The organism is Streptomyces sp. NPDC001750 (genome assembly GCF_042892615.1).
Classification (GTDB): Bacteria; Actinomycetota; Actinomycetes; order Streptomycetales; family Streptomycetaceae; genus Streptomyces.
Window position 1 is genome coordinate 76309 of the sequence record NZ_JBIAUE010000018.1, and the last position, 21949, is coordinate 98257.

The following is a 21949-nucleotide window of genomic DNA, read 5'->3' on the forward strand; positions in this document are numbered from 1 at the left end:
CACGAAGGGGGTCGACCATCGGTCGATCCCCTTCGTCGTGCCCGTGACCGGGGCGGCGCACCGATTCGACGACGCCGTGCCCGGCGCACCGTGAGCAGAAGGAGCGGAGCTGCCGACTACACCGGCGGCAGGAGCGCCAGCGCCTCTTCCAGGTTGTGCTCGACGATTCCCCACATGAGCGTCCGGTCGGGGAAATGTCGCTCGCACGAGATCTCGGCGCGGAGTCGCCCCGCTCCAGCAGGTCCGGCCTGCCGTGGCGCCGGGCCCGGCATCGGTGCATCATCTCGAGCATCCCGGCGAGTTCGCCCAGGGCACCCGCGGCGCGCATGGGGTCGGTTTCGAAGAGTGCTTCGAGTGTGCCGCCGGAGACATCCTCGACCACGGCGACGTCCGCCGGGTACCGGTGCTGACTGTCGTCCGCCTGGAGTACCCGTGGAATCCGTGCCCCGAGGCTGCTCAGGCTCCGCTGTGCGGTCAGGAACCTCCGCGGCAGGAATCACACGACAGGCATCCAAGAACCACCCGCGTCCGCGTCGGCCCGCGATCCGGCCGAACGCTCCGGAGCACCCTCGCACACCGCAGCCCGGCACCCTCTCGTCGCCTCGTCGATCGAGCGGGGTTCCCGTCCCGCGTCGGGTACGTCTCCGGTGCCGGGTACCACCATGCCGTGCGGTTGCGCGTGCAGTGCAGTGCCGTGCCTTCCGCGGTGTCGGCGGCGGGCGGGGTCAGGACGCGGGCGGACGGCCTCCCATCGCGGTGGTGAACGACTCGGGGTCGCCGTCGAAGCCCCTGACCGTGTCGCGGAACTCCCATACTCCCGAGGCGCCGCGGGCGAACTCCGCAACGGTCGCGGCGGTGGCGTCGCCCACCGAGGAGAAGTCGTCCTCCGACAGGTTGGTGTAGCCCTCCCTGACCTGCACGACGGTGTTCTCGATGTCGCCGAACGTCTTGCGGCCGTCGCGCTGCTGGATGGCGACCCCGACGACGACCCGCGCGTACGCGGACGACAGGCGGTCCAGTTCCAGGGTCATCACCTCGTCGAAGCCGAAGCCCTGACCGGTCCTGCTGTCACGGTTGAGCGTGATGGTACCGTCCGGCGACCGGCTGTCGAAGTGCACGAGATACGCGGGAGCGTCGTAGGGCGCGTCCGTGCGGTAGGTGGCCGCGATGATGTCGAGATCGTGGTCCGGGGCGCCATGAGGGCTGGGATCCCACTTGAGCCTGACCTCGACCTTCTCGATGTCCTTGTTGGGGGTGCTCATCGGACTTCCCTCCTTGGTGCGCCGCTGTGCTTTCGGGCCGTTCATACCACTCGATCATGTCCGTAACCGGCCGCGGAACCAACCGGGTTGGCCCACGGCGGCGGAATCGGGCCATCTCGCCCGGTGCGAGTCCCGGGTGGGGTGAACGGCGGTCGCCTCGCACGCGTACCACGAATCAGGGCCGGGGAAACGGGGGTTGGTGCGACGACGGTACACATGGCCTGCAACTCCGTTTCGCGCCGGGCCGGTTCGAAATGACCGTGCGCGGGAGTGACTTCGGCCAGGTCCGGCACCGTACGATGGCGCAGTGCTGGTCAAGTGGATTCGTTGCACCGTGGTGGACCGTCGGGGTTTTGAACGGGAACAACGAAAGTGGGCGGAGCTGCTGGGAGAGCCGGGATTCGGCGGACAGGGCGGTGGGTGGAGCCGAGGACGTCCCGATGTGGCACATGTCTTCGCCTTCTGGGACAACCGTGTCTTCTACGACTCGTTCATGGCGCGCAAGCACGACCGGTTGGCCGCCTCGCAGTCCGGTACGTGCAGTGGCGTCCAGGTCAAGCTGTTCGAGCACCGCTTCGACGTGAAGACGGGTTTCGAGCCGCGCTTCACCGACGTGGACGTCGTCAGGGTGGCGCACAGCACGGTGCACGAGGACCGGGCCGAGCACTTCGCGCTGATGCAGGAGCGGGTGTGGAACCCGGCGATGGCCGGTTCTCCCGGCATGGTGCGAGGGGTGTTCGCGGAGGCACCGGGGCACGAGTTCCTGGTGTTGTCGATGTGGCAGTCGAGTGCCGAGCGCGGCAAGTACCGGGCCGGCAGCATCGAGCGGCTGACGCAGCGGACGCAGGTCGAGGAGGACGTGGCAGCGGTGGCGGGCGACGTCGTGCGGCTCGAACCGTCCTGGACGGTGTGACGAGGGCGAACGCTCGCGGTCCTCAGCACGACCGTTCGTACTCGACCTGCTCCAGAGGGTTCCCGTCGCCGAAGCCGCAGGGGCGCGTGGCCCCGCTCTCGGCGAAGCCGCACTTGGCGTAGAAGCGGCGGGAGCGCGGGGTGTCGCGCAGCGTCCACAGATGGACACGGTGAAAGCCGTCGTCGCGCAGCAGCCGTAGGGTCCCGGTCATCAGCGCCGTGGCGATGCCGCTGCCCCAGCTGTCGGGATGGCTGTGGAAGCTGTGGATCTCGGCCAGGCCCGGCCGGGACCGGGAGCCCTTCTCCCGCCTCAGCCCCGGTACGACTGTCGCCCGGCGCCCGCCGGGGGTCGGGGCGCAGCGCTTAGGGTCGAACCATGGCACGACCGCAACGCATCGTCCTCGTCCGCCACGGGGAGTCCGAGGGCAACGCAGACGACTCGGTGTACGAGCGCGTGCCGGACCACGCGCTGAGGCTCACCTCCACGGGGCTCCGGCAGGCCAGGGAGACCGGCGCGCGGCTGCGCGAGCTGTTCGGCACCGAACGGGTCAGCGTGTACGTCTCGCCCTACCGCCGTACGCACGAGACCTTCAGGGCCCTGGACCTGGATCTGGCTCGGGTGAGGGTGAGGGAGGAGCCGAGGCTGCGGGAGCAGGACTGGGGGAACTGGCAGGACCGGGAGGACGTGCGGCTCCAGAAGGAGTACCGGGACGCCTACGGGCACTTCTTCTACCGGTTCGCGCAGGGCGAGTCCGGGGCCGATGTGTACGACCGGGTCGATGCCTTCCTGGAGAGTCTGCACCGGAGTTTCGATGCCCCCGACCACCCGCCGAACGTCCTGCTGGTCACGCACGGGCTGACCATGCGTCTGTTCTGCATGCGGTGGTTCCACTGGTCGGTGGCCGAGTTCGAGTCCCTGTCCAATCCCGGCAACGGGGAGACCAGGATGCTGATACTCGGCGAGGACGGGCGGTACACCCTGGACCGGCCGTTCGAGCGCTGGCGCACCCCTGAACCGTACGGAATCACCGGATAGAGTGGAAGGCGATGACGACCGCCTCCTCTGCCACCGACCAACGATTCGAACGTGCCCTGGCCAGCCTCCGCGGACTGGCCGTGGGGGACGCGCTGGGGTCCCAGTTCTTCGTGCCGGTGAACTACCCGCTGCTGAAGCAGGGAGGGTTGCCTCCCGGCCCCTGGCAGTGGACGGACGACACCGAGATGGCCGCCTCGGTGGTGGCCGTGCTGGTGGCACACGGGCGGATCGACCAGGACGCGCTGGCCCGGTCCTTCGCCGAGCACCATGACTTCGACCGGGGATACGGCCCCGCCGTGAACCGGCTGCTCAGGCTGGTGCGGGAGGGCGGCGACTGGCGTGAGCTGGCGTCCGCGCTGTTCCAGGGGCAGGGTTCCTGGGGCAACGGCTCCTCGATGCGCATCGCCCCGCTCGGGGCCTGGTACGCCGACGACCCGGAGCAGGCCACGCACCAGGCCGAGATCTCCTCGTACATCACGCACCAGCACCGCGAGGCGGTCGCGGGCGCGATGGCCGTCGCGGCGGCCGCGGCGCTGGCCGCGGCGAGCGCGGGGCCGCCGACCCCGACGGAGTTCCTCGACGGCGTGATCGACCTCGTGCCGCGCAGCGCGGTCGGTGCCGGACTGCGCCGGGCGCGCGACATGCTCGACTACGACGACGCGGGTACGGTCGCCGCGGTGCTCGGCAACGGACGGCGCACCAGCGCCCACGACACCGTCCCGTTCGCCCTGTGGTCCGCGGCACGGCACCTCGGCGACTTCGAGCAGGCCTTCTGGGGCACGGCCCGGGCGGGCGGCGACGTCGACACCACCTGCGCGATCGTCGGCGGCATCGTCGCGGCGAGCGGGACAGGCGCACCGCCCGCCGACTGGGCGGCACAGACGGAGGAACTGCCGGGCTGGCTGCCGCGGTAGCGCGACCCGGGCGAACGGCACGCCCCTGAACCGGACGGCATCCGCCCGGAGCCGGAGCACGTCCCCCGCGAGCCGGATGGTGATCGCGAACCGGACGGGCGACGCGGGCGGACGGCGTCTCCCCGAGCCGCACGGCTCTCGCGTCGAACGCGATGGTTCCCCGGCCGTGGCGGGCGCCCGACCGGTACCGTCACGGTCCTGCCACAGCCTTCTCCCGAGCGCGTGCCCAGGGGAAGGGGAAGTTACTCTTTCGGCCACGTCGCCCCCGGTGATCAACCGGACGGGCGTGCACCGAATGAGACGCCGGGGTGTCCCCGTGCTGCCCGGCGGCGGTGCGCGCGGACCCCGGCGGGGGAGGGGTCCCATTGTCCGATCACGTACCAGACAACCCCCGGCCGCAGGACGTGTCCGAGCGATCCGGGCCGCCGGAACATGGCGCGGAGCCGGGGACGAGCGCGCCACCGAAGCCGGCGCCGCAGCCGTCCCACGGCATCACGCCCGGGCCGCCGCAGGCACGGGCCCACGCCTCGCGGGTCGGCGCACCACAGCCCCCGCCCGGTCCCGGGCGGCGCACCAGTCCTCCGTCGCCGATCGCGCGACTGCGGGTCGCCGAGCCGGCCGCCGTCCGGGGAGCGACCCTCTGCTCCGTCCTCGTCACCGCGGTCCTGAGCGCGTCGCTGCTCGGCGACGGTCTCGGCGCGAACCTGCTGATCGTCGCGATTCCCGCGGCGCTCGCGGCCTTCTTCGCCGCGCGGGTGGCCGGACGCCGCCTCCGCCCGTGGACGGCCGTCTGGGCGGTCGGCGGCCTGGCACTGCTCGTCGTCCCGGCCCTGCGGGACGCCGGGTGGCCCAGCTTTCTCGCCGTCGTGTCGGCCGTGGCACTGGGTTCGCTCGCGCTCCACGGTGCCCGCAGCTGGTTCGGGGTGTTCCTCGGTTCGCTGGGCCTGTTCGGTTCGCTCGTCGAGGGGACGGTCTGGGGCTGGCGGGGCGTGCGCGATCGCATGGCGGGGGCCCGGAAGGGGTGGGGTGCCGCACTCCGCACCACCGCGGTGGCGACCGTCCTGCTCGTCGTGTTCGGCACACTCTTCGCGAGCGCCGACGCCGCCTTCGCCGATGTGCTCGGCAGACTGGTTCCCGACGTGTCGCTGGGGGACGGTCCCTGGAGACTTCTCCTCTTCGCGCTCGGTCTGGTGGGCTCCCTCGCCGCCGCGTACACCGCCGCCGCCCCGGTGCGCTGGGACGGCTTCGCCCTCCGGCCGGGAAAGCCACGCGGGCGGCTGGAATGGGCGCTGCCGCTCGTCGTGCTGAACCTGCTGTTCGCCGTCTTCATCGCCGTCCAGCTGACCGTGTTGCTCGGCGGATACGCCAAGGTGATGGCGGAAACCCACCTCAGCTATGCCCAGTACGCGCGTCAGGGCTTCTGGCAGCTTCTCTGGGCCACCTTCCTCACCCTGCTGGTCATCGCCGTCGCCCTTCGCCTGGCCCCGCGCGGACGGGACGGGGACCGCACCCTCGTACGGGGTGTGCTCGGCACGCTCTGCGTGCTCACCCTCGTCGTCGTGGCGTCCGCGCTCAGGCGCATGGACCTGTACGTCGACACCTACGGCCTGACCAGGCTGCGCATCTCGGTGGCGGCGATGGAACTCTGGCTGGGTGTCGTCCTCGTCCTGATCGTGGTCTTCGGCGCGCTCCGGCCGCGCCTGCTCCCGCGCGCCGTCGCCGCGAGCGCGGCCGCCGCGGTGCTCGCGTTCGGTCTGGTCTCGCCCGACGGCCTGATCGCGGAACAGAACGTCCAGCGGTACCGCGACGGTCGCTCGATCGACATCGCCTACCTCCGTGACCTCTCGGCCGACGCCGTTCCCGCTCTCGACACCCTGCCCGAGCCGCTGCGCTCCTGCGCACTGCGGGACATCGAGCGTTCGCTGCGGTCCTCGGACACGCCCTGGTACGCCATGAGCCTGGGGGAGGCGCGAGCCCGGGAGATCCTGCGCGAGCGCGGTACGGACAGGTCAAAGGGGCCCTGTTCCCTCGCGCGCGGGGGCGTCGGAGGAGGAGACGGAGGAGGCGCGAACGACGACCGCGGCTACGAGGACGGCCGTTACGTTCCGAGCGACACGAGCGACACGAGCGACACGAGCGACACGAGCGACGTGGGCGACCCGCGCTGACCCGCGCCGCCGCGGGTGCGGTCCGCACCTGCGGCGGTGTGTCGGCCTTCCCTGTTGCGCCGGTCACTCGCGCGCCGGGGCGCTGCCCGTTGCCGTACCGCTCCGTACGGTGTTGCGGTCTTCACGAGTGTGACGCGGGCGCCCACGAGCTCTTCGGGTGGTGATCCGCAGAGAGGTTCCCCCGACGTCGCCGCGACCGATCGCGGACCACACCGGCCGCGCCAGGCCCACTGATCCGTGTACCGCAGCAAACCGGCGCGAGGATCCGCGCCCGGGCGGCAGTTCGTCCCTCCGGCACGGCCCGCGTCCGGCCCGGTCGTCAGGCGCCCCCGGGGTGTTGCCCGCGTTCCCGTCGGCGTACGCTGACAGGCGCCATGCCGTACGAACCACCCACGCACACTGTCGAGCGCTCGTTGCGCGCCACCACCGGCGCCAGGATCGTCGCCGGTGTCGACGAGGTCGGACGCGGAGCGTGGGCGGGGCCGGTCACCGTGTGTGCGGCCGTCACCGGCCTTCGCAGACCTCCCGTCGGACTGACCGACTCCAAGCTGATCACCCCCAGACGCCGCGCGGAGCTGGCCCCGCAGCTGGAACGGTGGGTCACCGCGTTCGCCGTGGGGGACGCCTCCCCGCAGGAGATCGACGACCTGGGGATGACGGCGGCACTGCGCCTCGCCGCCGTACGCGCTCTGGAGGGTCTGCCGGTGCGTCCCGACGCGGTGATACTCGACGGCAAGCACGACTACCTGGGACAGCCTTGGAAGGTCCGTACGGTGATCAAGGGCGACCAGTCCTGCGTCGCCGTCGCGGCGGCCTCGGTGATCGCGAAGGTCCGACGGGACGCGATGATGGCTGAACTGGGCGCGGATTCCGGCGAGTACGCCGCATTCGACTTCGGTGCCAACGCCGGTTATCCGTCGCCCGTGCACAGGGCCGCGCTGGAGGAGTGGGGTCCCACGCCCCACCACCGCCTCTCGTGGTCCTACCTCGACGCGCTGCCCAGGTGGCAGCACCTCAAGAAGGTCCGTTTCTCCGCCGAGGCGGCCGCACTGGAAAGCGGGGGCCAGCTCGGCTTCGACTTCTGACCGCGCACGAACACCCACCCGCCGACGTCCCACATGTCGGCGTTTGATAGACAACCACCCATGCCTCTCATCCCCGAGGAGCCTCAGATTCACGAGAGCGCCCAGGGTCCCCGCGCCACTCCGGCCTCAGGCCGCGCCGCGTCGACCCCCCGTCCCGTACCCGGTCCGCGTTCAGCGACCACGCCGCGTCCCGGCCGCCCGGGCCCCGGCCCCGCGAGGCCCGCGCCGCCGACGCCGCGCCCGCACCCCGCCTCCGGAACGTCGCAGACGGCTCGTCCGGAGAATCGTTCCGCACCGCAGATCCAGCTGATCCCCGCCGCGGCCGCCGCCGCGGTCGACGCCGCCGACGAGGCGGTGGACCTGCTGCTCGACTCCGGGCGCGCACCGGGCGACATCCTGGTGGTCACCACCGGTGAGCAGCACCCGTGGGCCGCGCACGAACTCTCCTTCGGCGAGGCCGCCTACTGGGCCCAGCACGACGCCGGCGAGGACGTCTTCTTCGCCCGTTCCGATGCCGCCGGACGGCTGAAGCCCCGTCCCGTGGTGGTCGTCGCCGTCAATGACGCCGGTGGTGACGACATCGCCGACGTGCTGTCCGGCGCCCGCGCACGGGCGGGTGCCCTGCTGATCGTGTGCGGGGACCCGCGACGGGTCGACGCGGTGCTCGGCGCAGGGGTCTGAGCGACGGCGCGTACGCGGTCGTGACGCGATGGCGCGTACGCCGTCGTGGTGCGGGCGTCGTGTACGCGGTCGTGGTGCGACGCCGCCGGTGTCGTCCGTCGTCGTGAACGTGGTGGCCCGGTCGCCCGAGGGGGTGGCCGGGTCCGCGACCGCCGGTCAGCGTGCCGCGGTGTGACGCAGCGCCCGGGACGCCCCGCCGCCGGCACGCATCGGCTGCGGGGCGGCGTCGAGCGTCGTTCCCGCGAGGGGCGACGGTCGCGACGTGGCGCTGGGCCGACGGCCGCCGCGCCCCTCGCCGAGCACCTGCCAGCCCCCGCGGGTCAGGGTGATGTACGCGCCGCACCGCAGACCGTGCAGGGTGCAGGCGTCCCGCAGCCCCCACATCCAAGCCCCGTCCTCCTCCGTCCAACGCTCGTCGCCCTCACGGCAGTAGAGCAGTACGGCGGTGCGGACGGGGGTGCGGCGGCGCAGATCGTGCGGAACGACCCGGCGCAGATGCGCCAGCAGCGCGTTGCGGAACTCCCAGCCGTCCGTGGCCGTGCCACGGCGGGCGAACGAGGCGCTGGCCACGAGGCGTTCCTCATGGTCCAGGACCGCGACGACGGCGGTTCCCGGAGCGGGCCGGTGCCGGGCGTGCAGACCGCCGACGACCTCGCGGGGGCTGCGCAGCAACGGTATGCCGGCCTCGGCCCACTCGGCCGGTTCGAGCATCCTGGCAAGGCGGTTGGCGGAATCGGCGGCCGCGGACGGCGCCGGTATCGAAGCGGCCGCGGACGGGGCGAATTCGAAGGTCACGATCCTCCCTTCGCGTACGCGCCCACATGGCGGGCAGGGACGAGTGAGGGCGCACCGGGGCACAGCTGTTCCGGGATGGCGAACGCCCGTGCGGGGAGCGAGCTCAATTCTCCCTGGCGTTTCGACCGGCGGCAACGAGCAATCGGCGCGACCGACGGGAATGCGGGGGTATGACCCTGATATCCCGCCCGTGCCGTACCCGGACGACGCCCCCGGTCGCGCTCGAACGGCGGGGACCAGCGAAAACGTTCCGATCGGGGCGTCGGCGGCGATTCGGGGCGGGCTCCTCGCCGAGCACCCGGGTCCGGCCGTCCGAGAGCGGTACGCGACCTGCGGACCGTGCATGAGTCGCTCGTCACGCCGCGTGAACTGGCTGTCCGCGCCCGCCATCGGGTTGCATGGGGGCATGAACGAACCCGAACTCCGCGCCGAAGCCGACGCCGTCCTCGCCGAACTCGTCGGTGCCCCCGAGGGCTCGGCACGGCTGCGGGAGGACCAGTGGCAGGCGGTGGCCGCTCTGGTGCGGGAGCGCCGACGCGCCCTGGTGGTGCAGCGCACGGGCTGGGGCAAGTCGGCGGTGTACTTCGTCGCCACCTCCCTGCTGCGTCGGCGCGGATCCGGCCCGACGGTGATCGTCTCGCCGCTGCTGGCGCTGATGCGCAACCAGGTCGAGGCGGCGGAACGGGCCGGCATCCGGGCGCGCACCATCAACTCGGCCAATCCGGAGGAGTGGGACACCATCTACGAGGAGGTCGAGCGCGGCGCGACCGACGTCCTCCTGGTGAGTCCGGAACGCCTCAACTCCGTGGATTTCAGGGAGCAGGTGCTGCCCGGGCTCGCGGCCACGACCGGCCTGCTGGTGGTCGACGAGGCGCACTGCATCTCCGACTGGGGCCACGACTTCCGCCCCGACTACCGCCGGTTGCGGGCCATGCTCGGGGACCTCGCGCCCGGCGTGCCGGTACTGGCGACCACCGCGACCGCCAACGCGCGGGTGACGGCCGACGTGGCCGAGCAACTGGGCACCGGCGCCGGTGAGGCCCTGGTGCTGCGCGGCTCGCTGGAACGGGAGAGCCTGCGGCTCGGCGTCATCCGGCTCCCCGACGCGGCCCACCGCCTGGCCTGGCTCGCCGAGCACCTGGACGAGCTGCCGGGTTCCGGGATCGTCTACGCCCTCACCGTCGCCGCGGCCGAGGAGGCCACCGCCTACCTGCGGCAGCGCGGCTTCCAGGTGGCCTCCTACACGGGCCGGACCGAGAACGCCGACCGGCTGCAGGCCGAGGCCGACCTGCTGGACAACCGGGTCAAGGCACTGATCGCGACCTCGGCGCTGGGCATGGGCTTCGACAAGCCGGACCTGGGATTCGTGGTCCATCTCGGCTCGCCGTCCTCGCCGATCGCCTACTACCAGCAGGTGGGGCGGGCGGGCCGCGGTGTGGCCCACGCCGATGTGCTGCTGCTGCCGGGCAAGGAGGACGAGGCCATCTGGCGCTACTTCGCCGACACCGCCTTCCCGCCCGAGGCACAGGTGCGTCAGACCCTCTCGGCCCTCGCCGGTGCGGAGCGGCCACTGTCCGTTCCGGCCCTGGAGGCGGCGGTGGACCTCCGGCGCACCCGCCTGGAGACCATGCTCAAGGTGCTCGACGTGGACGGGGCGGTCAAGCGGGTGAAGGGCGGCTGGGTCTCCACCGGCGAGCAGTGGGTCTACGACTCCGAGCGCTACGCCTGGGTCGCCCGGCAGCGGGCGGCCGAGCAACAGGCCATGCGCGATTACGTGAGCACGACGCAGTGCCGGATGGAGTTCCTGCGCCGTCAGCTGGACGACGAGGGGGCGGTCCCGTGCGGCCGGTGCGACAACTGCGCCGGGGCCTGGGCCGATACCTCCGTTTCCGCGGAGGCGCTGACGGGGGCCACGAAGGAACTGGACCGCCCGGGCGTGGAGATCGAGCCGCGCCGGATGTGGCCGACCGGTATGCCCGCCCTCGGCATCGACCTCAAGGGCCGCATCCCCGTCGGCGAGCAGTGTTCCACCGGGCGCGCCCTGGGCCGGCTCTCGGACATCGGCTGGGGCAACCGCCTGCGCCCGCTGCTCGCGGAGAACGCGCCCGACGGTCCGGTCCCCGACGACGTTCTGCGGGCCGCGGTGGCGGTCCTCGCCGACTGGGCGCGCACTCCCGGCGGCTGGGCGTCGAACGCCCCGGACGCCTCCGCCCGCCCGGTCGGAGTCGTCGCCGTGCCGTCGCTGGCCCGTCCTCGGCTGGTCGGCTCCCTCGCCCGGGAAATCGCGGCCATCGGACGCCTGCCCTTCCTGGGCACCCTGGCGCACACCGGACCGAATGGAGCGCACGCCGTTCGTCGCAGCAACTCCGCCCAGCGCCTCCGGGCGCTGTCCGACGTCTTCGCCGTCCCCGAGGAGTTGGCGGGCGCGCTGGCCGACGCTCCCGGACCCGTCCTGCTCGTGGACGACTACACCGACTCAGGCTGGACCCTCGCGGTCGCCGCCCGCCTGCTGCGCCGGGCCGGCGGCGAACAGGTGCTTCCGCTGGTCCTCGCCGCGACGGGCTGAGCCTCCTCGGGGCCGGGGTCGGCGGCGATCCGGGTCGGCTCCCGATTGACGGCCCGGTCCTGTCCCAGGTCCTGGGTCGAGGGGCGGGGAGCCTTGCGGCGCTGGACGATGGGGGCCGGCAGGAGGTCCTTGGTCGCGTGCCGCAGGAGACTCTTCTCGCGGCCGTCGAAGGTCTTCAGCCCAGGGGGACGCTGTAGACGTACTCGAAGCCGGTGGTCGCACAGCGGGACCCGTACTTCCAGACCGGTCTCCATGCTCGTCCGGTCCTTGCGGTCACTCGAAGTTCTCGGCGGGGCCGGCGAAGTCCACGGAGAACGTGCGGACCCGGCCCCCACCGTCGGCGCCCGGGGAACGCTGGGCGAGGGCGGCCGGCGCGCTGGAGTCCAGACCTCCGGACAGCAGTGTGCACAGCGGAACGTCGGAGATCATGCCGGCCGACCGCGTCCTCCAGGATCTCCCGCACGGTGGTGTCGATGTCGTCGGTGTGCGGGCGGGTGGTGAGGGCCAAAGTACGTCTTGTCGCGGACGCCGGAGCGGCCCGGCGTGGACGATGTGGCCCGGCCGGACCTCGAACAGGTACTTCAAGGGGGTCCGGCCGGGCACCCGGACCAGTGCGAGCGCGTTGCGCAGCCTGTCGAGGTCCGGCACGGCGCCGCCGAGCGGATTGGCCAGGACGGCCTTGGGCTCCGAGCCGCAGAGCACGCCGCTCGCGGTGGGGTAGGAGTAGAGCGGCTTGATGCCGAGGCGGTCCCGGACCAGCAGCAGCTCCTCGTCCTGGTGTCCCAGAGGGCGAAGGCGTACGTGCCGTTGAATCGGCTGACGAAGCCGTCGCCCCACCCCAGGTACGACCGGAGCACGACCCCTCGGTGTCGCTCCTGAGACGGAATCGGTGACCCAGCAGCACCAACTTGTCGCGGATCTCACGGAAGTTGTAGACCTCACCGCTGTAGCTGAGGACAACCAGCGGCTCACCGTCCGGGCCGCTCTCACGGCCCGGCGGTGGGCCGGCCGCTACCCGCAGTTCGGCGAGAGCGGGATGGGCGACCGCTCCTCCCGGCCTCACCTGAGTCCGTGCCGGACACCGACCCGCACCGAGCGCCGGATCATCAAGGTCCGGCTCCTGCGCCGGTGGGGCCCGGCCCGCATCGCCCACCTGCTGGGCCCGGTCCCCTCGACCGTCCACCGGGTCCTCGTCCGCTATGGCTTGCTTGCCCCACCTGGACCGGGCCACCGGCCGCGTCATACGCCGCTACGAACGCGACAGGCCCGGCGAGCCGGCCCACGTGGACATCAAGAAGCCCGGCAACATCCCCGACGGCGGCGGTCACAAGGTCCTCGGCCGCCCAGCGGGCCGCAGCGGAGTGGCGGGGGGACCGGTCCGCCGACCGGCACGTCCGCCTCCACCGGGCATCCCGGTCGGCCGAGGCGCTGACCGTCGGCCCTGCGCCGTTGTCGCCGGAGGGCTATGCCTTTTCGGCCAGGGTTCTCACGTCCACGCGACGAACTCCGCGCATGGGCACAGGGCCTGACAGGGGCCGCGACTGGTCGCGCGTCAGCTCCGGCGGTGGTCGACCATCACGGCCCGGCCCGCCGCTATGCCACGCGCAGGGCCGGAGGACTCCCCGAACGGACAGGGGTGCACGGGATCGGCCGAAGCCCCGGGCTCCGGGCTCTGCGTGGTCTGCGTGGTCATCCACTCATGCAACCCGACAGCGCGACGAAAGGCGAGTGCCCCCCGGCACCTGTGGATAACGTTATCCACAGGGGTCGCGGGAATCGGCCGTTCGCGGGACGGTCGTGCCATGAACCAGCACCACGAATCCACCGGTCCGGTCGACGAGCAGCAGATCACTCTGCGAGGCCCTGCCGAACTCGCCGACGCCCTCCCGTATCTGATGGGGTTCCACCCGAGCGACAGCGTGGTCATGGTCGCCCTGCACGGCGGCCGCGGTCGCTTCGGCGGGCGGCTGCGACTCGGCATTCCCCAGGCGTCCCGCGAATGGCCGTCCGTCGCCGAGCAACTTGCCGAATGCCTGATCAAGGGGAGCGAGCGACGCGGCGGACGGCCCGACGCGATCGTCGTCTTCCTCTGCCAGGACCCCGCCGAGGGCGAGAACGGCAACCAGGTCATGGAGCGGCTGCGCCCCCTCGCCCAGAACCTGCGCACCGCCTGCGGCGCGCTCGACGTGCCGGTGCTCGAAGCACTCTGCATTTCCGGCGGCCGTTACTGGTCGTACTGCTGCCCCGAGGAGCGCTGCTGCCCGGCCGAGGGGAACCGGATGGCGATGCCCGGTACCTCGGTGATGGCGGCCGCCGCGGCGTACGCGGGCATTCAAGTGCGCGGCACGCTGCGGGAGATGGAGGCGCGGCTCGCACCGTTGGACGCCTCGGCGGTGGTCGCGGAACAGCAGCGCGCGCTCGACGCGGCGGGCGCCGAACTGATCCCGAAGATTCTCGACGAGGCGGGGCGCGGGGACGTGGCCCGAGAGACCCTCGATCTCGTCCGACGGCTCATGAAGCGCCTCGAGGAGGCACCCATGCCGACACCCTCGGCGTCGGACACCGACGACGACCGGTTGATCACGCACGACGAGGCCGCCGCGGTGATCCTCGGCCTGCAGGACCGGGAAACGCGCGACCGGGCCGCGGAATGGATGGAGGGGCCCGAAGCCGGTTTCGCGCTGCGGCTCTGGCGTGCACTCGCACGGCGCTGCGTCACACCGTACGAGGAGCACGCGGCCGCCCCGCTGACGCTCGCCGGGTGGGTCTCCTGGTCCACCGGCGACGAACCCGGTGCGCGGGTCGCACTCGGCCTCGCCCTGCGCGCGGACCCGCACTACACCTTCGCCCAGCTCCTCCACGAGGCGTGCAATCAGGGGTTGGATCCGGAAACGCTGCGCCGCTGCCTTCGTGGCGAGCGCGGCGCCCGGGCCGCCGAGCGGACCGGGCGTCCCCGCGAGGAACGCCGCGCACGACACCGGACGGTTCGCCCGGCCGTCGGCCGGCGCACGAAGCCGCCACGGGGACCCGTCCGCCCGGGGCCGACGTCTTCCCGACGCCGTTCGGCGCAGACACCTCCGAACCGTCGCGGTTCCAGGAGCGGTCGATGACGACATGCCGCATGGCACGGACGGGCGGGGGAGCGGCCGCAGTGTCCCGCCCGCAATCCGGTCCATACGGGACGACGGGCGAGGCAACGGACGCAACGAACGGCGCGAGAGCGACAGTCGGGCCCCGGAGCACGGCGAAGAGAGTGTTTATCGTCAGGAAGACGACTATGATCGCGGCATGCCGCCCTACGACCCGTCGACCTTCCCGCCCTTCGCAGTCACCGTCGACCTGGTTGTGCTCACGGTGCGCCGTCACGCGCTCTGCGCACTGGTCGTACGCCGGGGTGAACCGCCCTTCCAGGGCAGATGGGCACTGCCCGGGGGCTTCGTCAGGGCCGACGAGGACCTCGGCGCCGCCGCGGCGCGCGAACTGGCCGAGGAGACCGGCCTGTGCGCCCAGGACCCGGCGGCACCGGCGGTCGGCAACGGCGCGCATCTGGAGCAGCTGGCCACGTACGGCGCCCCCGGTCGCGATCCCAGGATGAGGGTCGTCAGCGTCGCCCATCTGGTGCTGGCCCCGGACCTGCCCGCGCCCCGGGCGGGCGGTGACGCGAACTACGCCCGTTGGGCGCCTGTCGAGGACCTGCTCGCAGCCGAGGCCAAGGACGGCCGCGAGGGTGAGAACCAGGCTGTGCTCGCCTTCGACCACGCGCAGATCCTCGCCGACGGCGTCGAGCGCGCGCGCTCCAAGATCGAGTACTCCTCCCTGGCCACCGCCTTCTGCCCGCCGGAGTTCACGGTCGGTGAGCTGCGGCGGGTGTACGAGGCGGTGTGGGGCGTGGTTCTGGACCCCCGGAACTTCCACCGCAAGGTGACGGGCACCCCGGGCTTCCTGGTGCCCTCCGGGGGGACGACCACGCGGCAGGGCGGCCGCCCCGCCCAGCTCTTCCGGGCCGGCGCGGCGACGGTGCTCAACCCGCCGATGCTCAGGCCGGAGGTCTGACCCCGCGGAACACCCGCGGGTCGACCCTGCGCGAAAAGTCGGATACGTCGCGTTATCGTGCTGCGGTACCGCCCTGCCGTCGAGCGGTCTCATCCTCCGCGAGAGAAGCGATGCTCCAGGCCATCGGACTCACCAGCGCACCCCGACGCGGCCATCCGGCCGTCGTGGACGATCTCACCTTCGAAGCCCGGCCCGGTCACGTCACCACACTTCTGGGCATGCCCGGATCGGGCAAGACCGCGGCCCTCCGCCTGATGCTCGAACTCGACCCGGGGTGGGGGGTCACGTATTTCCGGGGCAGGCCACTGCACCGGATCGAGCACCCCGCGCACGAGGTGGGGGTGCTCCTCGGCGACGTACCCGGGCACCCCGCCCGTACGGTCCAGGGGCACCTCCGCATGCTCTGCGCCGCCGTGGGCGTACCGGTCTCCAGGACCGACGAGGTGCTGGAGCTCGTCGGTCTCGCCGGGCTGAGGGACCAGCGCATCGATGCCCTGCCGCTCGGCATGGACCGCATGCTCGCATTCGCGTCGGCCCTGCTGGGAGACCCGCACACGCTCGTCCTGGACGATCCGGCCGAAGGGCTCCCGCCGCAGGAGGCGAACCGGGTGCACCGGCTGATCCGGGACCGGGCGGCCCGCGGCGGAACGGTTCTGTGCACCACGACCGACGCCAAGGAGGCCCTGCGGACCGCCGACCGAGTGGTCACCGTCGACGCGGGACGGCTCGTCGCCGACCAGAGCGCGGGCGACTTCTCCCGGGCCCGCCTCCGTCCGCGGGTCGCGGTGCGCAGTCCGCATGCCGCCCGCCTCGCCGCCGTCGTCGGGCGTGAGGCCCGGGCGGCGAGACGCCCCGTCGAGGTGGTGGCCGGGACGGGTGGCCGGCTCTCCGTGTACGGGGCCACCTGTGCCGAGATCGGAGACACGGCCTTCCGGCACGGTCTCCCGGTGCACGGACTCGCCGACGAGATCGCCGATGCCCGTCCCTCGCACATCGTCGACCCAAAGGCCGTCGCCGCCGGGTCCGCGGAAGCCGAAACGCGCCCGGCCGCACGGGCGAACGGCGTGCGACCCGCGCCGCCGATCAGGCGCCGGCTCGCCCGCGGCCCCCTCCAGCCGCTGCGCTACGAACTGCGTCGCCTCCTCGGCACGGGTACGGCAACTCTGGTCACCGCCGCCGTCCTTGCCGTCTCGCTCGGAATCTCCGCGGTCCTCGCACTCTCCGGGCATGCCCCGCTGTACAGGGTGTTGGTGGCCTGGCCATCGCCACTGCCGCTGCCGCCTGCGGCGATCGGGGCCGGGCTGCTCGGCGCGCTCTCGTTCGGCGACGAATTCCGCCACCCCGCCCTCGCGGCGGGGTGCGGCACCGTCCCGCGCCGCCTCGGGCTGCTCCTTGCCAAGCTGGTGGTGTCGGCGGGAGCGGCCCTGGTGCTCGCCGCGGCCGTCGTACTGACCTCCGCAGGGGCCTATTACCTCCTAGGTGGAGCCGATTTGACGGTAATCATCCATAATTCGCCGACCCTGGGCGTGAGTTGGGCGGGGCTGACCGTCGGCTGCGCCTGGGCGGGCCTGCTGGGCGCCGGGGTCTTCAGGGCGACGGCGGCTGGGGTTGCCGCCGTGCTCGCCGTGCCCGTACTCGTCGTTCCGCTGCTCCGGGCGGTGCCGATGGGATCGGGCTCCCGCCCGGCCGTCGGGTTGCTCGGCAGGCTCCGTGAGCTGGTGTGGCCGCACTGGCCGCACGAGGCGGAGCGGTGGCTGGCGGCCGCCCTGCGCGTGGCGGACCAACCGGTGGCGGCCGCCTTGTCGCTCTCGCTGTCGGCCCTGGTCTGCGCCTACGTGCTCACCGGTCTTCGCGCCAGGGTTCGTTGGTGACCGAGGACGACGGCGAGCCGTTTCGGGATCGCAACTCCCTTGAAAATGCCTGATTTGAGGAGATAAGGCGTCAATTGGCAGGCGGGTGCCGATCACCCTTTCGTGTGCTTTTCACCAAAGACCTCAAGGGGCGGAGGAGCCGCGCCGACAAAGGATGCGTGAGTACCCTTGCGCACACCATGATGACCGCCGCCCGCTCCGTCGATTCCGGTCTCGCCGGCCCGGGTGAACTCGACCGCTACTCGTATGCGGAGGCGCCGGCCGGCGAGCGCGCCGCTCTGCGTTCCTGGGAAGGGTCCGATGCCGAGCTCGGCCGGGCAGGCCGGCGGGGCTCGGCCAGCCGGGGGCGCGGCCTGCACGGCCAACTCGTTCAGCAGCTGGGGCAGATGATCGTCTCCGGAGACCTGGGCGCCGACCGCCCCCTCGTGCCGGAGGAGATCGGCCAGCGCTTCGAGGTCTCCCGCACCGTCGTCCGTGAATCACTGCGCGTCCTCGAGGCGAAGGGCCTGGTCAGCGCCCGGCCCAACGTGGGCACCCGGGTCCGTCCCGTCAGCGACTGGAATCTGCTCGACCCCGACATCATCGAATGGCGCGCCTTCGGCCCGCAGCGCGAGGACCAGCGGCGCGAGCTGGGGGAGCTCCGGTGGACCATCGAGCCGCTCGCGGCCCGTCTCGCGGCGGGCCACGGCCGCGAGGACATCCAGCAGCGCCTCGGCGACATGGTCGAGATCATGGGGCACGCCCTCGGGCAGGGTGACGTGATCACCGGCTCGCGGGCCGACGCGGAGTTCCACTCCCTGCTCATCCAGGCCGCGGGCAACCGCATGCTGGAGCACCTGTCCGGAATCGTCGCGGCGGCCCTGCAGGTCTCGGGTGGTCCCGCCACGAGCTGCGACCGCCCCACCGAAGCGTCCCTCGCCCACCATGCCCGGATCGTCGACGCCCTCGCTTCGGGGGACGCGTCGGGCGCCGAGGCGGCCATGCGTCAACTGCTGGTCGTCCATCCCGAGGTGGAACGGGTGGTGCCCGCCCCCCGCGAGCACTGAACACAGCACGGTCAGGTGTGTGAACCGTGTGTCGCCGGACCCCTGCGGTCCGGCGACATAATTGTGGCGAGATGACACCCCTGATCACTTTCGTCGCAAATGAGGTGTGACTCGGGCCACGCGGATTGGGCGTAACACTCCTCGAAGCAGTGCGATGACCTAAGAGGTGACCGCCACGGAAGGAATACAGCAGCCGTTCAGTGCGCTGTGCAGTTCTGAGGCCAAACCCGCGCCGTCGGTACATTCCCAGCCCGGCGGTCGTCGGCTCCGGTCCTCTCCAGGGCCGGGCCGGAAGCCGTTTCCATCGTTCCGAGAGGTTGTTCGTGTCGGCCAGCACATCCCGTACGCTCCCGCCGGAGATCGCCGAGTCCGAGTCTGTGATGGCGCTCATCGAGCGGGGAAAGGCTGATGGGCAGATCGCCGGCGATGACGTGCGTCGGGCCTTCGAGGCTGACCAGATTCCGCCAACCCAGTGGAAGAATGTTCTGCGCAGCCTCAATCAGATCCTCGAGGAAGAGGGTGTGACGCTGATGGTCAGTGCCGCGGAGCCGTCCAAACGTGCCCGCAAGAGCGTCGCAGCAAAGAGCCCGGTCAAGCGCACCGCCACCAAGACCGTCGCGGCCAAGACGACCGTGACCAGGACCGTCGCGGCCGCTGCCGCCCCGTCGGCAGAGGCCGTGGGCACGGCGGCCGGCGACGCCGCCGCGGCCGGACCCGCGAAGAAGGCGGCAGCCAAGAAGACGGCAGCCAAGAAGACCGCCGCGAAGAAGACGGCGGCGAAGAAGACAGCTACGAAGAAGGCCGGGAAGCAGGACGAGGACCTCCTCGACGGCGACGACCTGGTCGAAGACGTGAAGGTCGGCAAGGGCGAGGACGAGGAGAGCGAGGGCGAGAACAAGGGCTTCGTCCTCTCCGACGACGACGAGGACGACGCGCCCGCGCAGCAGGTCGCCGTCGCCGGTGCCACCGCCGACCCGGTCAAGGACTACCTGAAGCAGATCGGGAAGGTCCCCCTCCTCAACGCCGAGCAGGAGGTCGAACTCGCCAAGCGCATCGAGGCCGGTCTGTTCGCGGAGGACAAGCTGGCGAACTCCGACAAGCTCGCGCCGAAGCTCAAGCGTGAGCTGGAGATCATCGCCGAGGACGGTCGCCGCGCCAAGAACCACCTGCTGGAGGCCAACCTCCGTCTCGTGGTGTCGCTGGCCAAGCGCTACACCGGCCGCGGCATGCTCTTCCTGGACCTGATCCAGGAGGGCAACCTCGGTCTGATCCGTGCGGTCGAGAAGTTCGACTACACCAAGGGCTACAAGTTCTCCACGTACGCCACCTGGTGGATTCGTCAGGCGATCACCCGCGCCATGGCCGACCAGGCCCGCACCATCCGCATCCCGGTGCACATGGTCGAGGTCATCAACAAGCTCGCCCGTGTGCAGCGCCAGATGCTCCAGGACCTGGGCCGTGAGCCCACGCCGGAGGAGCTGGCCAAGGAACTCGACATGACGCCCGAGAAGGTCATCGAGGTCCAGAAGTACGGCCGCGAGCCGATCTCCCTCCACACCCCGCTGGGCGAGGACGGAGACAGCGAGTTCGGTGATCTGATCGAGGACTCCGAGGCGGTCGTCCCGGCCGACGCGGTCAGCTTCACGCTCCTCCAGGAGCAGCTGCACTCGGTGCTCGACACCCTCTCCGAGCGCGAGGCGGGCGTCGTCTCGATGCGTTTCGGACTCACCGACGGCCAGCCGAAGACGCTGGACGAGATCGGCAAGGTCTACGGCGTGACGCGTGAGCGCATCCGGCAGATCGAGTCCAAGACCATGTCGAAGCTGCGCCACCCGTCGCGTTCGCAGGTGCTGCGCGACTACCTCGACTAGGCCGAAGGACTCGTCGGAGTTCTCGTACCGAGGGCCCGGATCCCATGGGGAGCCGGGCCCTCGGCGTATCTGCGGGTGCGCCCGGGGTCGGCTGCGACGACTCTGGGTAGGAGGTGTTCACCACAGAGTCAGGAGCGCGCATGTCCCGTACCGTCTTTCACGCCATGTCAGGGGCGCTCGCCCTGGTCGCCGCAACGGTCGCATTACCGTTCGGACTCTCCGCTCCCGCCGCCGCGGACAGCATCGTCATCGGTGGTCAGCCCGCACACGTCAAGGACAGTCCCTGGGTCGTGGCCCTGTCCAGTCGGGAGCGTTTCGGGGAGGCGCGCGCCGGTCAGTTCTGCGGAGGCGTCGTCGTGGCGCCGAGGAAAGTGCTCACGGTCGCGCACTGCCTGAGCCGGGCGGCGCTCGGTGTCGATGTCGGCCGGGTGCGTGACCTGAAGGTGATCGTGGGCCGGGACCGGCTACGCGGAACCGATGGTCAGGAGATTCCTGTGCAGGCGGCGTGGAGCAACCCGAGGTTCGACCCCTTGACGAACGCCGGGGACCTGGCGGTGCTCACCCTGGCCGATGCGCTCCCCGCGAAGAACGTGATCCCCATGGCCGAATCCGGCGACACGGCCTACCGGCCGGGTACGAGCGCAATGGTCTACGGGTGGGGTGACACGACCGGTAACAGCGACTACGCCTCGTCACTTCGCGCCGCGAAAGTGAGCGTGTTGTCGGACAGTACGTGCGAGCGGGCCTACCCCGGGGGCAGAAACGGCACGTACGACGCCTCGGCAATGCTCTGCGCGGGCGAACCGCAGGGCGGGTACGACGCCTGCCAGGGGGACAGCGGAGGGCCGCTGGTGGCCCGCGGGCGGCTCATCGGGCTGGTGTCCTGGGGGGACGGCTGCGGCGGCGCGGGCAGCCCCGGTGTGTACACCCGCGTCTCCGCCGCCATCGGCTGGATGTCGAAGGGTGACTGAACGGTACCGGGCCGTGATGACGAGAACGGGCGGCTTCCATGCGGAAGCCGCCCGTCGCCAGGTTGCAACCTGGCCCTGGCTCGTCGTGGATGCGAGGTGTCAGTGCCGTTCCTCTTCGACGGCGTGCTCCGGCACGGCCGTCAGCCTGTCCGTCTCATCCTGTATCTCCGCGGCGATCTTCTTGAGTTCCGGCTCGAACTTGCGACCATGGTGGGCGCAGAAGAGCAGCTCACCGCCGCTGATCAGGACGACGCGCAGATATGCCTGGGCGCCGCAGCGGTCACAGCGGTCTGCTGCGGTCAGCGGGCTCGCGGGGGTCAGAACAGTAGTCACGTCGCCTCTTCTCTAGCTCGACGAGCTGTCGTACCAGGGTCAACATCCAACCAGGCCGAAAACGTTCCCGCTCGTGGCTTTTCTTTGAAACTTCTTCTCAAGATGGCTGTCTGTTGCCGGTTGGCGGCGAATGTGCCGTATTGCGTAGCGCTACGGTTTCGCATTGCTTGTCTCGGTGGTTCGTTCCTCCCGGCCGGCTTGCCGGTTTGTTCATGAGGACGTGCCCGGAGCCTAAATGGTTCATGCCTGGAAGGGAACGTGATGTGCGCGTCACTCCTCCGAGGGATCGAACGTGTATGCGAGGCTGGACTAGTGTGAGGGTTCTCGGAGGGTGGCGTGACAACCGCTCTACCAGGCCTCGGTACCCTCTCAGCGGCGACCGAAG

19 protein-coding genes and 2 pseudogenes are annotated in these 21949 nt (G+C 71.4%); 14 read left to right on the forward strand and 7 right to left on the reverse strand.

Features of this window, described 5'->3' with window-relative positions; translation table 11 throughout:
* Positions 1-725: 725 nt before the first annotated feature.
* A complete protein-coding gene (locus tag ACFYY6_RS25515) occupies positions 726-1262 on the reverse strand; it encodes a TerD family protein (protein WP_351516279.1) in 537 nt (178 codons plus the stop codon).
* Between the two features lie 307 nt (positions 1263-1569).
* Here ACFYY6_RS25515 and ACFYY6_RS25520 point away from each other — a divergent pair, with 307 nt between their 5' ends.
* Complete coding sequence (locus ACFYY6_RS25520) at positions 1570-2175, forward strand: DUF4937 domain-containing protein (protein ID WP_351516280.1); 606 nt, start codon at positions 1570-1572, stop codon at positions 2173-2175.
* Positions 2176-2197: 22 nt separating this feature from the next.
* On the opposite strand, the gene ACFYY6_RS25525 is transcribed toward ACFYY6_RS25520, so the two are convergent.
* Positions 2198-2557: a GNAT family N-acetyltransferase gene (locus ACFYY6_RS25525; protein WP_351516282.1), complete on the reverse strand. Its 360-nt coding sequence runs from the start codon at positions 2555-2557 to the stop codon at positions 2198-2200.
* Between ACFYY6_RS25525 and ACFYY6_RS25530 the strand changes: the two genes are divergently transcribed.
* The 5 genes from ACFYY6_RS25530 to ACFYY6_RS25550 all read left to right on the forward strand — a co-directional run bounded on the left by ACFYY6_RS25530 (position 2551) and on the right by ACFYY6_RS25550 (position 8058).
* Positions 2551-3210: a histidine phosphatase family protein gene (locus tag ACFYY6_RS25530; protein WP_073789703.1), complete on the forward strand. Its 660-nt coding sequence runs from the start codon at positions 2551-2553 to the stop codon at positions 3208-3210. The two genes, ACFYY6_RS25525 and ACFYY6_RS25530, sit on opposite strands and share 7 nt — an antisense overlap.
* A gap of 11 nt (positions 3211-3221) precedes the next feature.
* Positions 3222-4124 (forward strand): ADP-ribosylglycohydrolase family protein, encoded by a 903-nt coding sequence (locus tag ACFYY6_RS25535; protein WP_351516284.1) that lies wholly within the window; start codon positions 3222-3224, stop codon positions 4122-4124.
* Between the two features lie 404 nt (positions 4125-4528).
* A complete protein-coding gene (locus tag ACFYY6_RS25540) occupies positions 4529-6292 on the forward strand; it encodes a DUF4153 domain-containing protein (protein WP_386607561.1) in 1764 nt (587 codons plus the stop codon).
* 374 nt (positions 6293-6666) lie between these two features.
* Positions 6667-7377: a ribonuclease HII gene (locus ACFYY6_RS25545; RefSeq protein ID WP_351516288.1), complete on the forward strand. Its 711-nt coding sequence runs from the start codon at positions 6667-6669 to the stop codon at positions 7375-7377.
* A 60-nt stretch (positions 7378-7437) separates the two neighbouring features.
* The gene (locus tag ACFYY6_RS25550) at positions 7438-8058 is read left to right on the forward strand and encodes a hypothetical protein (RefSeq protein WP_389195327.1); all 621 of its coding nucleotides are present in this window, start codon (positions 7438-7440) and stop codon (positions 8056-8058) included.
* 156 nt (positions 8059-8214) lie between these two features.
* Here ACFYY6_RS25550 and ACFYY6_RS25555 read toward each other — a convergent pair whose 3' ends face one another.
* Positions 8215-8853 (reverse strand): hypothetical protein, encoded by a 639-nt coding sequence (locus ACFYY6_RS25555; RefSeq protein WP_351516291.1) that lies wholly within the window; start codon positions 8851-8853, stop codon positions 8215-8217.
* Between the two features lie 406 nt (positions 8854-9259).
* On the opposite strand from ACFYY6_RS25555, the gene ACFYY6_RS25560 reads away from it, so the two are divergent.
* Positions 9260-11419, forward strand: a complete 2160-nt coding sequence (locus tag ACFYY6_RS25560) for a RecQ family ATP-dependent DNA helicase (RefSeq protein WP_389195330.1) — start codon at positions 9260-9262, stop codon at positions 11417-11419.
* On the opposite strand, the gene ACFYY6_RS25565 is transcribed toward ACFYY6_RS25560, so the two are convergent.
* From ACFYY6_RS25565 to ACFYY6_RS25575, 3 genes and pseudogenes are all read right to left on the reverse strand, one after another.
* Entirely contained in the window at positions 11320-11673 is a 354-nt protein-coding gene (locus ACFYY6_RS25565) for an asparagine synthase-related protein (protein WP_351623914.1), read from the reverse strand. The two genes, ACFYY6_RS25560 and ACFYY6_RS25565, sit on opposite strands and share 100 nt — an antisense overlap.
* 19 nt (positions 11674-11692) lie before the next feature.
* A complete protein-coding gene (locus ACFYY6_RS25570; RefSeq protein WP_351516294.1) occupies positions 11693-12256 on the reverse strand; it encodes an asparagine synthase-related protein in 564 nt (187 codons plus the stop codon).
* 67 nt (positions 12257-12323) lie between these two features.
* Positions 12324-12482, reverse strand: a pseudogene (locus ACFYY6_RS25575) (hypothetical protein); the annotation flags it as partial.
* Here ACFYY6_RS25575 and ACFYY6_RS25580 point away from each other — a divergent pair.
* The 7 genes and pseudogenes from ACFYY6_RS25580 to ACFYY6_RS25610 form a co-directional block, all read left to right on the forward strand.
* A pseudogene (locus tag ACFYY6_RS25580) lies at positions 12408-12774 on the forward strand (helix-turn-helix domain-containing protein); the annotation flags it as partial. The pseudogenes ACFYY6_RS25575 and ACFYY6_RS25580 sit on opposite strands and share 75 nt — an antisense overlap.
* Positions 12775-13221: 447 nt before the next feature.
* On the forward strand, positions 13222-14529 hold the full coding sequence (locus tag ACFYY6_RS25585) for a DUF4192 domain-containing protein (protein ID WP_351623912.1): 1308 nt from the start codon (positions 13222-13224) through the stop codon (positions 14527-14529).
* A 178-nt stretch (positions 14530-14707) separates the two neighbouring features.
* On the forward strand, positions 14708-15472 hold the full coding sequence (locus ACFYY6_RS25590; protein ID WP_351516296.1) for an NUDIX domain-containing protein: 765 nt from the start codon (positions 14708-14710) through the stop codon (positions 15470-15472).
* A 110-nt stretch (positions 15473-15582) separates the two neighbouring features.
* Entirely contained in the window at positions 15583-17343 is a 1761-nt protein-coding gene (locus tag ACFYY6_RS25595; RefSeq protein ID WP_389195333.1) for an ATP-binding cassette domain-containing protein, read from the forward strand.
* A gap of 179 nt (positions 17344-17522) precedes the next feature.
* On the forward strand, positions 17523-18389 hold the full coding sequence (locus ACFYY6_RS25600; RefSeq protein ID WP_351516401.1) for a FadR/GntR family transcriptional regulator: 867 nt from the start codon (positions 17523-17525) through the stop codon (positions 18387-18389).
* Between the two features lie 323 nt (positions 18390-18712).
* Complete coding sequence (locus ACFYY6_RS25605) at positions 18713-20260, forward strand: RNA polymerase sigma factor (RefSeq protein WP_351516298.1); 1548 nt, start codon at positions 18713-18715, stop codon at positions 20258-20260.
* 140 nt (positions 20261-20400) lie between these two features.
* Positions 20401-21231: a serine protease gene (locus ACFYY6_RS25610; protein WP_351516299.1), complete on the forward strand. Its 831-nt coding sequence runs from the start codon at positions 20401-20403 to the stop codon at positions 21229-21231.
* A 99-nt stretch (positions 21232-21330) separates the two neighbouring features.
* Here the strand turns inward: ACFYY6_RS25610 and ACFYY6_RS25615 are convergent, their stop codons facing one another.
* Positions 21331-21564 carry a hypothetical protein gene (locus ACFYY6_RS25615; RefSeq protein WP_351516300.1) on the reverse strand — a complete coding sequence of 78 codons (234 nt, stop codon included), beginning with the start codon at positions 21562-21564 and terminating at the stop codon, positions 21331-21333.
* Between the last annotated feature and the right edge of the window lie 385 nt (positions 21565-21949).